Annotated in this window: 12 protein-coding genes; 6 read left to right on the top strand and 6 right to left on the bottom strand. The window is 40.5% G+C overall.

Going from position 1 to position 13,698, the window contains the following annotated elements:
• Nucleotides 1-39: 39 nt before the first annotated feature.
• From D7Z94_RS11730 to D7Z94_RS11715, 4 genes are all read right to left on the bottom strand, one after another.
• Entirely contained in the window at nt 40-1,734 is a 1,695-nt protein-coding gene (locus tag D7Z94_RS11730) for an alpha-amylase family glycosyl hydrolase (RefSeq protein ID WP_120712043.1), read from the bottom strand.
• A gap of 51 nt (nt 1,735-1,785) precedes the next feature.
• On the bottom strand, nt 1,786-2,523 hold the full coding sequence (locus tag D7Z94_RS11725; RefSeq protein ID WP_394347429.1) for a carboxypeptidase-like regulatory domain-containing protein: 738 nt from the start codon (nt 2,521-2,523) through the stop codon (nt 1,786-1,788).
• A 123-nt stretch (nt 2,524-2,646) separates the two neighbouring features.
• Entirely contained in the window at nt 2,647-4,410 is a 1,764-nt protein-coding gene (locus tag D7Z94_RS11720; RefSeq protein WP_120711725.1) for a DEAD/DEAH box helicase, read from the bottom strand.
• A gap of 239 nt (nt 4,411-4,649) precedes the next feature.
• Nucleotides 4,650-5,240 (bottom strand): non-canonical purine NTP diphosphatase, encoded by a 591-nt coding sequence (locus D7Z94_RS11715; RefSeq protein WP_120711724.1) that lies wholly within the window; start codon nt 5,238-5,240, stop codon nt 4,650-4,652.
• Nucleotides 5,241-5,283: 43 nt separating this feature from the next.
• Between D7Z94_RS11715 and D7Z94_RS11710 the strand changes: the two genes are divergently transcribed.
• The 4 genes from D7Z94_RS11710 (at nt 5,284) to D7Z94_RS11695 (ending at nt 8,315) form a co-directional block, all read left to right on the top strand.
• Complete coding sequence (locus D7Z94_RS11710; RefSeq protein WP_120711723.1) at nt 5,284-5,736, top strand: methyltransferase family protein; 453 nt, start codon at nt 5,284-5,286, stop codon at nt 5,734-5,736.
• 110 nt (nt 5,737-5,846) lie between these two features.
• On the top strand, nt 5,847-6,458 hold the full coding sequence (locus D7Z94_RS11705) for a SatD family protein (RefSeq protein WP_120711722.1): 612 nt from the start codon (nt 5,847-5,849) through the stop codon (nt 6,456-6,458).
• Nucleotides 6,455-7,153 carry a DUF3307 domain-containing protein gene (locus tag D7Z94_RS11700; RefSeq protein WP_120711721.1) on the top strand — a complete coding sequence of 233 codons (699 nt, stop codon included), beginning with the start codon at nt 6,455-6,457 and terminating at the stop codon, nt 7,151-7,153. Before D7Z94_RS11705 ends, D7Z94_RS11700 begins: the two co-directional genes overlap by 4 nt.
• Before the next feature lie 4 nt (nt 7,154-7,157).
• Nucleotides 7,158-8,315 carry a glycoside hydrolase 5 family protein gene (locus D7Z94_RS11695; RefSeq protein ID WP_120711720.1) on the top strand — a complete coding sequence of 386 codons (1,158 nt, stop codon included), beginning with the start codon at nt 7,158-7,160 and terminating at the stop codon, nt 8,313-8,315.
• 11 nt (nt 8,316-8,326) lie between these two features.
• Here D7Z94_RS11695 and D7Z94_RS11690 read toward each other — a convergent pair whose 3' ends face one another.
• Both D7Z94_RS11690 and D7Z94_RS11685 read right to left on the bottom strand, forming a co-directional pair.
• Nucleotides 8,327-8,713 carry a VOC family protein gene (locus tag D7Z94_RS11690; RefSeq protein ID WP_120711719.1) on the bottom strand — a complete coding sequence of 129 codons (387 nt, stop codon included), beginning with the start codon at nt 8,711-8,713 and terminating at the stop codon, nt 8,327-8,329.
• A gap of 54 nt (nt 8,714-8,767) precedes the next feature.
• A complete protein-coding gene (locus tag D7Z94_RS11685) occupies nt 8,768-10,726 on the bottom strand; it encodes a glycoside hydrolase family 3 protein (RefSeq protein ID WP_120711718.1) in 1,959 nt (652 codons plus the stop codon).
• Nucleotides 10,727-10,815: 89 nt separating this feature from the next.
• Here D7Z94_RS11685 and D7Z94_RS11680 point away from each other — a divergent pair, with 89 nt between their 5' ends.
• A complete protein-coding gene (locus D7Z94_RS11680) occupies nt 10,816-11,604 on the top strand; it encodes an NUDIX hydrolase (RefSeq protein ID WP_120711717.1) in 789 nt (262 codons plus the stop codon).
• 203 nt (nt 11,605-11,807) lie between these two features.
• Entirely contained in the window at nt 11,808-13,691 is a 1,884-nt protein-coding gene (gene serA / locus D7Z94_RS11675; protein ID WP_120711716.1) for a phosphoglycerate dehydrogenase, read from the top strand.
• Nucleotides 13,692-13,698: the final 7 nt, after the last annotated feature.

Raw genomic sequence — 13,698 nt, 5'->3', positions numbered from 1 at the left:
CAACTTGTTTCTTTCTTGGATTAATAAAAAAAATTTCACCTAATTGTTTGCCAATTCCAATAATGCAATAGTATTGTCATTTTCCAAAAGGACTTTGCCATTCCGTACCTCAACCTCTGTTTCGGAATAGGTGTCGTAAAGTTTGGTGCCATCTCCAAAGAAACCTTTGACCCAAAGTGATTTTTTCCCTTTAGGAAGATCCAAACCTATAACCACCTTGTCCTTGAATTCCCCATCCATGTAGGTTCTGCTAAAAACATATGGTTTTTTGCCCAATCTTTTGTGTTTTCCCGCTCCAATTGCTGGATGATCTCGCCTAAATTTCCCTAATTTTTGCCAATGAACAAGGGTGTTTTGGGTTGTGGATAGACTATCCAATTCTTCCCAGTTCATGAATGAACGTAAGGTAGCGTCCCCCACACTTCCATCAATGACAAGACTTCTTGCAGTTTCGTCCCCATAATATACTTGAGATGCGCCTGGGGTAAGTAAAAGTACATTGGCCGACCTTATGGGGTCTTTCCTTTCCATGTCATACGGTTCCCCATCATCGTGTGAGGTGAGGTAGTTTACCACGCTCTTATTCTTTAGTTTGGTGTGTAAGAGGCTGCTATACTTTTTAAAAATTGTTTCGTAGCCCTGTTGGGCATCCTCTTTTAACTCAAAGTTGATAAGACTTTTAAAACCGTAGTTAAAAAAATCCACTTTCCTATCGCCAAAATCGAACTCCCTTCCGCCTGAGATACCGTAATTGTAAACTTCACCCACCATATAAAAAGGGGCATCATCTAGAATATCATCGGGATGTTTTTTCTTCCAAGTGTCAAAGGCATGCGTAGCCTCTTTGTATAGATCGGCCCAAGCATTTTCGTTCACATGTTTCACCGTGTCCACTCTATATCCATCAATTCCTAAGTCATGTATATAATCCGTAAGCCATTTTATAATGTAGAATCTTGGGGCCCTGGGATATCCTGTACGTTCAAAGAACAATTGCAATTCATCCAATTCCTGACTCAACCTTCCTTCTTCTTTCCATTTCGCAAGCAAAGCATCTGGAAGTTCTACCGGTTCATCAGATTCTGTTCGTATATCGGGTAAATTATCCACCAAAGTGCAAGCGGTGGTATTCTCATACGTAGTAAATTCGCAGGTGGGATTCGTCCGTACCCATTCTTCAGGCCAAACGGAATCCTTTGGTGTCACCGGCCCCGTATGGTTCAAAACAACATCCATGAGAACCCGGATCCCTTTCTTGTGGGCGGTTTTGACCAAATTTTCCAAATCTTCCTTTGTGCCAAAATTCGGATCCAGAGCCGTCCAATCTTTTGCCCAATACCCATGATACCCATGGGTGTTACCGGTACTTTCATCCGTAGCACCATGAATTTGTTCGATTACCGGGGTAAACCAGATGGCATTTATGCCCAACTCTGAAAAATAATCTTCTTCAATTTTTTGGGTAATTCCTTCAAGGTCCCCACCCATAAAACCTCTTAGTGTACCTGTGGAATCGGTTCTTTCAAAATTGATGTCGTTTTTTGGATTTCCATTGTTGAAACGATCGGTCAATAAAAAATAAATATTGGCACCCTCCCAAACAAAGGGCTTTTCATTCCTAGGTTCGGGGAGGGAATCTCTCATAACGATAGTCTCTTGAGGGGATTCTTTTTTTTCGTTTTTACAGGCAAAAAAAATGGGGAGCACGATACTAGCAATAAGCAGTTTTCTCATGGGCATCTATTTTGTCTAAAGCTATAAAATGCAGTGGGGAAATCAAAAAAATTATTTTTTTCTGTTCAGAACCTTAAATTCCTCGTAACAGCTGCTTATGGCATCCAGAATCTGAAGATCGTTTGCGGTCCTTATAAAAGATTTGGAATAATTGCAACTATTAAGGATATCCTCTATATCCACCTTCTCCAGTTGCAGGAATTCCCTCAACGTTTCCCTATCGAATTTTGAGGCCAAAAGATTCCGAATTTCATCGTCCTCCTTCATCTTCCGCAATTTTCGCATCTGGTTTGGCTTTTTGCCAAAGAGGTTTCGAAGTAAATCGGCTGGATTCAATATGGCACCTAATACTTTGGTAACGGCGCTAGGGTTTTTATTGCCCGCTTCGTAGCTAACTGAAAGTCCTGAAATACTGTATTGATATGCATTGTTTATAGGAAGGTTTTTCACATCAATCTCCAGATAGCCCGTGAGTTGGTAAGGTGTAACAATTACCTCCTCCAATGCATAAGCCAGCTCCGTAAGCGCAATTTTGGTGTCCTTGAACTTGAACATGTCATTGGTTACCCGGATTTTCTGTGACTTAAAACCTAAAAAAGAAAAATACAGGGTATCGTTAACAGTGGCAGTAATGGAAAATTGGCCATTTTCATTAGTTATGGTACCCCGGACTTGGTTAAGGTTTACTACATGTACACTTTCCATGGGTACACTGGTCTGTGCATTAATGACCGTTGCGGATATTTTACCATCTTCTAACTGTTCCTCCTCTTCTTGGGAAATCCCCATAAGGCTTAAAAAAACAAAGAAGATAAATATTTGATATTTCCGCATTAACCTTAAAATTCCAAAATAAATCTACGAAACAAAACAAAAAAATACGCCTAGGCGTATTTTTTAATATACAATTAACTAAAAGAAATCACTTTTTCTCTTTTTGCTCCTTCTTTTGCCCGAATAGGTTGCCTGGCCTTGACCGCGATCTCTTCTTTTACCACGTCCCCGGTCTTTATCCCTTCTACGACCTTTGTCTTTGCCGCCTCGATTGCCACGTCCACCTCCAGGGTTGTTGGAAACTTCCACATTCACAAACCGTCCGTCTACCTTAAAATCTGTAAAGGTGGATAATACTTTTTCGGACACACCGTTATCCGTATTGAAAAAGGAAAAACTTTCCTTTACATCTACCTTGTATACATCTTCTTTGTCCAGGCCAACGGTATCGCGTAAAAAATCTTTCAAGGACATCCAATCATATCCGTCCCTTTCGCCGACATTTATGAAATAACGAACGGATCCATTTGAGGAAAAGGAAGCATTATTATCCTTCCCTCCCCTTCTTTCCCCTGAATCGGATGAATTCAGGTCTTTGGTCTTGTTGTAATAATTGGAAAAGCGCGTGAACTCTACAGAGACCATTTTTTTGATGAGCTCTTCCCGATCAATGCCATTAAGGACATCATATATTGCAGGGAGATAGTTTTCTACATCCTTGTTGATCTCCGTATTTTTAATCTTACTGGCCAAATGGTACAGTTGTATTTCGCAGATTTCCATACCTGTAGGTATTTTTTTGGAAATAAACTGCTGTTTTATCTTTTTCTCGATGGCGTTTATCTTGCGCATTTCACTGCGGGTGATAATGACCATGGAAACCCCTGATTTTCCAGCTCTTCCAGTTCTTCCACTTCGGTGCGTGTAAGTTTCAATTTCGTCGGGAAGTTGGTAATTGATTACATGGGTAATATCGTCGACGTCTATACCTCTTGCGGCAACGTCTGTTGCCACTAGCATTTGTATCTGTTTCTTGCGAAAGGCGTTCATCACCAAGTCACGTTGATTTTGACTAAGGTCACCATGCAACGCTCCTGCGTTGTAGCCGTCCTCTATCAACTTTTCGGCTACTTTCTGGGTATCTCTTTTGGTTCTACAAAAAACAACCGAAAATATATCGGGATTGGCATCCGCCAATCGTTTTAAGGCTGGGTAACGATCCCTTCCGCCAACTACATAGAATTCGTGCTGTACCGTATCCACCCCGGAATTCTTAGCGCCAACAGTTATTTCCTGTGGATGGTGCATGAACTTTTTGGCAATTTGGGCCACTTCTCTTGGCATGGTTGCGGAAAACAGCCATGTGGATTTTTCTTTAGGTGTATTGGAAAGGATATCCTTAATATCCTCATAAAAGCCCATATTGAGCATTTCATCCGCTTCGTCCAGAATACAATAATCAATTTTTGAAATGTCCACCAGACCACGGCCTATCATATCTTTCATTCTTCCTGGCGTTGCCACTACAATCTGTGCCCCCCGTTTAATTTGTCGGGCCTGATCGGTAATGCTCGCTCCTCCATAGATGGCAACCGTGTTTATGCTTTTTTCGTATTTGGAATACGATTGCATTTCATTGGTTATTTGTAAACAGAGTTCTCGGGTAGGGGATAGGATAAGTCCTTGGGTAGTTCTACTTTCCCTGTCGATTTTTTGTATCAGGGGAAACCCGAATGCTGCTGTCTTTCCCGTTCCCGTCTGGGCCAGGGCTACCAAATCGGTTTCTCCCTCCAATAAAATTGGGATTGCTTTTTCCTGTACTTCCGAGGGGGTTTCGAAGCCCATATCGGAAACAGCATTCAAAAGGGACTGTTGCAGCCCCAATGCTTCAAATTTTGTCATAATGTGTTTTACTTAATCGCAAATATGTGTGTTGCATAGAGCGATTATCGTATATAACCCATTGGACTCAGCGCAACACCTGCCATACCGGCGGCGTTAATTAAGCGGCAAAGATACGGTTATTTATTAATATGGAAAGGGCTGTGAAATGCCCTTGAGGTTTGTAGAAGTTAATTCAGGTTCTCAATGGTTTTGGTGTACCAGGTACGACAAATACCTTTACGACAATCTAGCGCGTCTTATTCCGTAGTATTGTCTATATTCTTTAGATAATCCACCAATTTCCGGATGGCTTTTCCTCTATGTCCAATTTTATTTTTTACTGATAGGGGAAGCTCCGCAAAGGTTTTGTCAAAATTCACAGGTTTAAAAACAGGATCATAACCGAAACCTTGTTCGCCTTTTTTTTCATGTATGATTTCACCTTCTACTTTTCCAGTAAATAGCTGTTGTTCTCCTTCTAGGAATAAAGCAATAACGGTTTTGAACCGTGCCGAACGGTTTGGTTTTTTTTTCATTTCCGAAAGAAGCTTGGCCATATTTGCATCGGCATTTTTATTTGTTCCGGCATATCGGGCTGAGTATACCCCGGGGGCCCCATCTAGGGCATCTACAATGAGTCCTGTGTCGTCCGCAAAACATGGGTGTCCATAATTACGAACAACATATTGTGCTTTTAATAGGGCATTTTCCTCAAGGGTCTGTCCTGTTTCCGGAATTTCTTCAACACAACCTATGTCGGTGAGGGACAAAAGGTCAATATGTTTTGGTAGTAAATGAAGTACTTCTCTTATTTTATTTGGATTATGTGTGGCAAATACTATTCGCATAAGTTCAAAAATACTAATTTTAGCCTTCTGAAAATTATTTGTTGTGAAGCTGAAAGTACCGCCTGTTCTTGTCTTTTTATCCTTTGGACTGTTAATGTATTTGGTGACCAAATTTCTGACCTTTGGTTCTTTTGATTTTTTTGGACGTGAGTACTTGATAAGTTTCCTATTGGGTATGGCCATTATTATTACGGTTTTGGCCATATTCCAGTTTTATCGGGCAAGGACCACAGTGGATCCCTCAAATCCTGAAAAGGCTTCGGCTTTGGTAGTAACCGGACTCTACAAATATTCTAGAAACCCAATGTATTTGGCCATGTTATTATTGCTCTTGGCTTTGGGCCTACTTTTGGGCAATGCTTTTAATACTTTGGTCGCTGCTGGATTTGTAGCCTATATGAACCGATTTCAAATCATACCTGAGGAGCAAGCGTTGCTCAAGATTTTTGGAAAAGAATATAGCCGGTACTGTATCAATGTGCGCCGATGGTTCTGATATAAGTGGAATCACTTATACCGCTATCATATAAGCTTTTTTGCTTATATTTTTAAATATTAGCAAATCTACTTATATTTTCATATATTAGCATTTTAGCTTATATAGATATGATTGCAATAATCACAGGAGATATCATAAATTCGGAAGAGCATGAAACCTCAGAGTGGATGGGTGTTCTAAAAGACTATCTATTACAGTTGGGCAAGTCTCCCTATGACTGGGAAATCTATAGGGGTGATGAGTTTCAGTTAAGGGTTTCGGAAGAACGGGCACTGGAAATATCCATACATATAAAGGCATTGATTAAAGCTATAAAGAATCTTGATGTTCGTATGGGTATAGGCTTGGGTACTGAAACGTATGCCAGTAATCGGGTAAGTGAATCCAACGGCCCGGCATATCAACGCTCGGGTAGGACTTTCGAATCCCTTAAGGAAGACAAAACCAATTTAACTATTGCTACTGGCCATGAATTTTACGACCGCACGTTGAACTTAATGCTAAAATTAGCTTTGGATTTCATGGATGATTGGAGTACGGTTTCGGCAGAAATCGTGGCTTTGGCCTTGCAAAACCCACAGACTTCGCAGCAAGAAATTGCCAAGCAACTTAATATTCAACAATCTGCGGTAAGCCAACGCCAAAAAAGGGCCAGATTGGATTTGGTGTATGAACTTTTGGAATACTATACACAAACTGTAAAAGAGCTACGATCATGATTCTTTTTATAAAATTGGTATTGGCCCATTTGATAGGGGATTTTTTATTACAGCCCAATAGATGGGTGATTCATAAGGAGGTAAACAAAGTGACCTCCAAGTACCTTTATGTTCATGTATTGGTTCATTTTGTGGTTACCATGTTCTTGTTATGGGATTTTCAATACTGGAAACTTGTATTGGCCATTGTTATATCCCATTATTTTATTGATCTGGCCAAGTTGTATACCAATCCCTTTTTTAAATTAAGGAGCATTCCTTTTTTTATGGATCAGGCATTGCACATTCTAGTTCTGTATATATGTGCATATTCCGGAAATTTAATCGGGCAAACCATTTTTTTATTGGAAAAAATTGACTGGGCCTTGCTTACGGCCATAGTTTTTGTCAGCTATCCGGCGGCCATTATCATGGGCAAATTGCTAGAAGGAATGTCGGATAGGATCGAACTGGATCACAAATCCCTTCCTGGTGCAGGGAAATATATTGGCATTATAGAGCGATTGTTCGTTTTGGCGTTTATTATTCTAGGCCGATGGGAGGTCATAGGCCTACTGATAACCGCAAAATCCGTTTTTCGTTTTAACGATTTAAAGGACAGCAATAGCAGAAAGCTTACCGAGTACATCTTGATAGGGACCTTATTGAGCTTCGGTATTGCCATAGTAACCGGAATTATTTATATAAAATTTTAGAATTATGAAAAGAATACTCCTGGCCGTATTAGCCCTTTTTATTTTATCCTGTGCTGAGAAGAAGGAAACAAAACCAGAACCGACCCCGCAAGAAATAGCCCAGCGCTGGTCCAAGGAAAAAGCTTGGAAGTGGTACGATCAACAACCTTGGTTGGTTGGGGCCAATTTTAATCCAAGCACCTCCATAAACCAGTTGGAATTCTGGCAGGAGGACACCTTTGATCCAGAAACTATTGATCGTGAGTTGAAGTGGTCCGCTGACCTAGGAATGAACTTGCATAGAGTATATCTACATAATTTACTATGGGAACAAGATTCCGTCGGGTTTTTGAAACGACTTGACGATTATTTGAGAATAGCCGATTCATATGGTATTAAAACGATGTTTGTACTCTTGGACGATGTTTGGCACCCTATTCCTAAATTGGGCAAACAGCCCGAACCGGTTCCCCATGTCCACAATTCAGGTTGGGTACAGGCACCTGGGGCAGAGATATTAGGCGATACCACAAGACATGATGAACTGAAAGGCTATATAAAAGGCGTCACCAAGCATTTTGCAACGGATGACAGGGTCTTGGTCTGGGATGTATACAATGAGCCTGATAATGTAGCCAGCCAGCCAGGTAGGGATTCTTTGGAAGTGAAGAATAAACATGACTACTCCTTGGCACTTTTAAAAAAGGTATTTCAATGGACAAGGGAGGTAAACCCAAAACAACCTCTGACCACAGGAATATGGAGAGGCAATATTGACCATTGGGGTCACTTGGACAGTTTACCTGAGGTAGATCGATACATGATCGAAAATTCGGATGTGGTCTCTTTCCATGCTTATGACGGCGATATGAATGATGTTCAAAAAAAAATAAGCTTATTGAAGCATTATGAGAGACCACTTCTGTGTACGGAATATGTAGCAAGGGGAACCGGAAATACTTTTGAAAGTGTGATGCCCATCTTAAAGGAAAATAAAATAGCGGCCATAAATTGGGGTTTTGTCTCAGGAAAAAGTAATACGATTTATCCTTGGAAGAGCTGGGATTCAACCTTTACATCAGAGCCTAAAATATGGCATCACGACATATTACGGCAAGATGGCGAGCCCTATTCCCAAAAAGAAGTTGAGTTTATAAAAGACATTGTTAGCAAAGAGAATTGATGGACAACACCTCAATTTTTATAATCCAAAATTTGTTGTTCAAACTTTTCGGAGTCTTTGAATGCACATAAATTGCCATCTGGGTCATGGAATTTTGCAATGGTACCCCATGAATGCTCCTGGTAATTTACTTGAATATTTAGGCTTTCAAGCTGTCTTACCAAAGATTTGACATTTTGGACATTCATCCGCAAACAGGTTTTTACTCGGTTATCCATACTTTCCGGACCTACGTATTCGTCTTCCACTTCAACCATCAAATAGGATTCCCCAAACTCAAAACAGGTAAGTTTTTCTTTTTGAAAAAGCTTTGGCAAACCGAGAACATCCTCATAGAAACGTACACATTGTTCGTAATTTATCGTAAATAGTATGATTCCTGTTCTGTCAAATTTCATAAGTAATTATTGAGAAATGAACAACCGATGTCCTTTCTAAAGATATGGCTAAAATTAATAGCTCAAACCGTGACCAAAAGGATATAGGGGTTTTTTGGAATCATAAGGTACATCTTCTTTTTGATTCTTTACGGCCTCCCATGACGAGGGCAGTTCAAAAGGAAGTTTACCCATGGGCCTTTTCTTCCCAAATAAAATATCGGCCAAGACTTCATCGCTCGTGCCGAATTCGGCCAAAAGGACATTACTGGCTTCCGCTATGTCCGTTAATATCGCCGGGCGTTCCAAATTGACCACTACTACAGATGGTTTTTGGGAGATTAGGTCTAGGATTTCCCTTTTCTCCTCTTCCGTATAATACAATCTTCCTTGATGAAAAAAGCTTTCCAGGAAGTATTCGTTACGTTCATCAAACGGAGTCCGTATCCGGGAGAGAATAATATCGGCATCATCTGGATGGTTTACCAAAGTTCCATAGGTATTGAGTGCCTCAGGGGTCAACATGCCCTCGGCATAGATTTTTGTTCCCTTCTTTAAAGGCAATAGCTCCTTGTTTTTAAGCAGAACCGTTGCTTTACTTTGTGCTATGAGCCCTTTCTTGCGAAACTCTTCCTTACCGGCTATTTCACTTGCCTTTTCCTGATTTACATAAGGATTGTCAAAAAGGCCCAAACGAAACTTGTCCAGCATAATGCGCTTCACGGACACATCCAACCTACTTTCCGGAATAAGACCTTCATTTACCAATTCAACAATTAACTCGGGTATGTTTTCACCTCCAAATTGGTCGCAACCCGCATCCAATACTTTTTTAACCCGTTGTTTGACTGTTAAATCCTCGACGCCCCAAGCACGACCCTCACCTAATTTTGAATCGGTTATAATGTTCCAATCCGTACATACCACACCCTGAAAATTCAAGGAATCCCTTAATAATCCTGTGATGATATCCCTATTGAAACCAAAAGCTACATTCTCACTGGTCTGGTCTACAGGAATTCCATAATACGGCATTATTTGGGCCGTATTGGCTTTAAAGGCTCCTTCGGTAAAGGGGATGACATGATAATCAAAATTATTGCCTGGATATACCTGTTCCTTTCCATAAGGGAAATGTGGATCTTCACCATCTTTTTGCGGACCCCCTCCCGAAAAATGTTTGGTCATACAGGCTACACTATTTTTGTCCAAGGAGTCGCCTTGAAACCCTAAAACATAAGCCTTGGTCATCATTGCTGACAAATGGGCGTCTTCCCCGAAAGTACCGTTAGATCTTCCCCAGCGTGGTTCCGTGGCCAGATCGGCCATTGGATGCAAGGCTACTTTAATACCTACGGCATTGTATTCCTGGCGGGCAATATCACCAAATTCCCTTACCAACAGGGTATCTCTTGTCGCCGCCAACCCCAGAGAACTTGGCCATTGTGAAAAAGAAGGGGTATACAATGAAGCGCCCGGATTATTCTCTGTACCGTGTCTTGGGTCGGTTGCAATGGTAATTGGAATACCAAGCCGTGTACGCTCGGCCATTTTTTGAATGGTATTATTGTATTTGGCCATTTTATCCGCATCCAACGATGCTAGAATATTAAAACTGTTCATCTTCTTTCTAGCGATCATCTCCGAATTTGAGGGTAGTACCAAGGACATGATTAGATTTAGTGGTTCAGTAGAGAGAATAGGGGTTTCCATAGGCTCGCCGTCAGGAGTGGTACCGATCATGGTAACGAACATGGAACCGGCTTTTTCTTCCAAGTTCATTTGGGAAACCAAATCGTCTACCCGTTCCTCCAAGTTTGCAGTAGGACTTTCATAGATATCCAATCTTCCATTTTTGTTCAAATCTCGAAAAGTGGCACCGTTTTTAGTTAATGTCGGGGCTTCATCACCCAACAGGGCCATATTGTTCTTTGATGAGTTGGACATGTTGATGTATACGATCAATGCCGATATGAGCATAAGACCGATGATGGATAACAAGGCATACTTCAGGATTTTGAGGAATTTTTTCATCTCTATTCTTATTTTGTTATTCTGACACAATATTACGAAAAAGAGAATTATTGTACTATTTTGACACAATAAAAATTTACATTTGTTCCATGAATCAAGAACTGAATGAACACGTTGCCCAATTAGTCAATGATTGCCTGCCCGGAAACTCTATCGATTGTGTTATTCTGGGTTATGAAAATCAACAATTAAAGATTTTGCTATTGCAATGGAAGAATAAAGATGTATGGTCTCTTCCAGGAGGGTTTATTCTAAAAGATGAGGACATAGATCAGGCAGCTCACCGAATTCTTGAGGAACGAACAGGTTTAAAATCTATTTTTTTGAATCAGTTTTATACGTTTGGAAGCAGGGAGCGATCGCAAATGAATGGAGTTATACAGGCAAAACGAACCCAAGAGATGCTTAGGGAATTGGAAATTGACAATCCTAGTTTTGTCCATTGGATTCAGGGTAGATTTATTACAACCGGTTATTTTGCGCTCACTGACATTAGAAAGACCCATCCTCAACCTGACTTCCTCAGTGAAAAATGTGAGTGGAAAGCTCTTGATGATTTACCCGAATTGATCTTGGATCACGGACAAATTATTGAAAAAGCTTTGGAACACCTCCGGATCCAACTGAATTATTTGCCTATTGGCCTTTCTTTATTGCCCGAAAAATTCACTATGCAAGATATTCAAAAGCTTTATGAGGCCCTATTGCAGAAAAAACTGGAGCGCAGCAATTTTCAACGAAAAATGTTGAGTTTGGGAATTTTTATCCGTTTAGAGAAGCAATTGACCGGTGCCGCCAACAAAGCGCCCTACCTTTATTGTTTTGATAAGGTCAAATACAACAAGTTGGTAAGTAAAGGTATTGGGTTTTCTTATTAAGTTGATAAAGTAAAACTTTTGTTCCAACTACTCAGATTAGTTTTATCGATGAGCCAAGAATTCAATAAAGGCAGTGTTTTAAAAGGCGAATACGATAATGAAATTATACAAAACTAGGCGCAATTTGTTTTATTTTCCGGTTCTTCCCAACGGGACAAAATTAATCTTTATTTTTGCCCATTAATTTATTTAAAAGTTTTCGAATGGGCCGAAAATATGTTTTCGATTTTGATAGTACCCTTACTAGGGTAGAGGCATTGGATGTCCTGGCCGAAATGACTTTACAAGGAAGGTCGGATCGGGAGGAAATCGTCAACAAGATTCAGGAAATCACCAATTTGGGAATAGACGGGGATATTTCCTTTACAGAGTCCTTGGAACGTCGCATTAAACTTCTAAATGCAAAAAAGGACGACCTAGATGGATTGGTGGTAGAACTTCGTCAAAAAATCTCTAAATCCATAGCATCAAATAAAGAGTTTTTTGAAAAGTTTTCTGATGATATTTATGTCATCTCCTGTGGTTTTAAGGAATTTATAGATCCCATTGTTGCAGAATACAATATCCCTTCCGATCGTGTATATGCCAACACCTTTAAATTTGACGAATCTGGAAGTATTATTGGTTTTGATGAAACCAACGTGCTGTCCTCCCATAACGGAAAGATAGAGTGTCTAAAGGAATTGGATTTGGATGGAGAGGTACAAGTAATAGGCGATGGATATAGCGATTATGTGATGAGGGAAGCAGGAATAGCCCATAAGTTTTTTGCGTACACTGAGAATGTACACAGGGAGAAAGCGGCTAGCAACGCAGATCATATTGCACCTAATTTGGACGAATTTTTGTTTGTAAACGATTTACCCAGGAATATATCCTATCCCAAAAACCGCATCAAGATCCTATTGCTGGAGAATGTTCATCCAGCCGCTTTTGAAAACCTTTCTGAGGATGGTTTTTCTGTAGAGTTGGTAAAACACAGTCTTAGTGAGGAGGAATTGGTAGAAAAGATAAAGGGCGTCCATGTCCTTGGAATTCGTTCCAAGACCCAAGTTACGAAACGGGTTCTGGATGCAGCCAATAAATTGTTGGTCGTTGGCGCTTTCTGTATTGGGACAAAACAAATAGAATTGGACTATGCCAAAAAGAAGGGCGTAGTTGTCTTCAATGCACCCTATAGCAATACGCGTTCCGTGGTGGAATTGGCCATAGGCGAAATTATTATGCTGATGCGAAATGTTTTTCCACGTAGTACGGAGATACACCAAGGCCAATGGAACAAGACCGCTGTAAACTCCCGGGAAGTCCGAGGAAAAAATTTGGGCATTGTCGGGTACGGGAATATTGGTAAGCAATTATCCGTTTTGGCCGAGGCTATTGGTATGCGGGTGTACTATTATGACATAGAGGATAAATTGGCCTTAGGTAATGCGATTAAATGTGATACGCTAGAGGACCTTTTGAACGTTTCCGATGTGGTTACGGTACATATTGATGACAATCAAGCGAATAAAAACTTCATTGGTGAGCGTGAAATTAATCAGATGCGGGATGGGGCCATGCTCATTAACCTTTCCCGTGGATTTGTTATTGATATTGCCGCACTTACCGAAGCACTCGAGAGCGGAAAATTGGCAGGTGCGGCAATAGATGTGTATCCCGAAGAACCTAGGAGCAATGGCGAGTTCAAGACAGATCTACAAGGGCTTAAAAATGTGATTCTAACTCCCCATGTTGGAGGAAGTACGGAAGAGGCCCAAAGGGACATCGCCGATTTTGTACCCAATAAGATTATGGATTACATCAACTCGGGTAATAGTGTGGATGCAGTCAACTTTCCTAATATTCGTTTGCCGAAACAGAACAACGCACACCGTTTTTTGCACATACATAAAAATATTCCAGGTATCATGGCCCATATCAATGAGGTTTTGGCCAAGTACGAAATGAATATCGTAGGACAATATCTTTCTACAGATAGTGAGGTAGGTTATGTGATTACCGATTTGGACAAGGAATACAATAAAGATGTAATGAAGGCGCTAAAGAAGGTAGAACATACCATTAAATTTAGGGTATTATATTGAGAAGGAC

Origin of the sequence: Ulvibacterium marinum (assembly GCF_003626755.1) — a bacterium.
GTDB classification, from domain to species: Bacteria; Bacteroidota; Bacteroidia; order Flavobacteriales; family Flavobacteriaceae; genus Ulvibacterium; species Ulvibacterium marinum.
The sequence above is the reverse complement of the archived record's forward strand: the minus strand, read 5'-3'. Positions and strand labels throughout refer to the sequence as shown.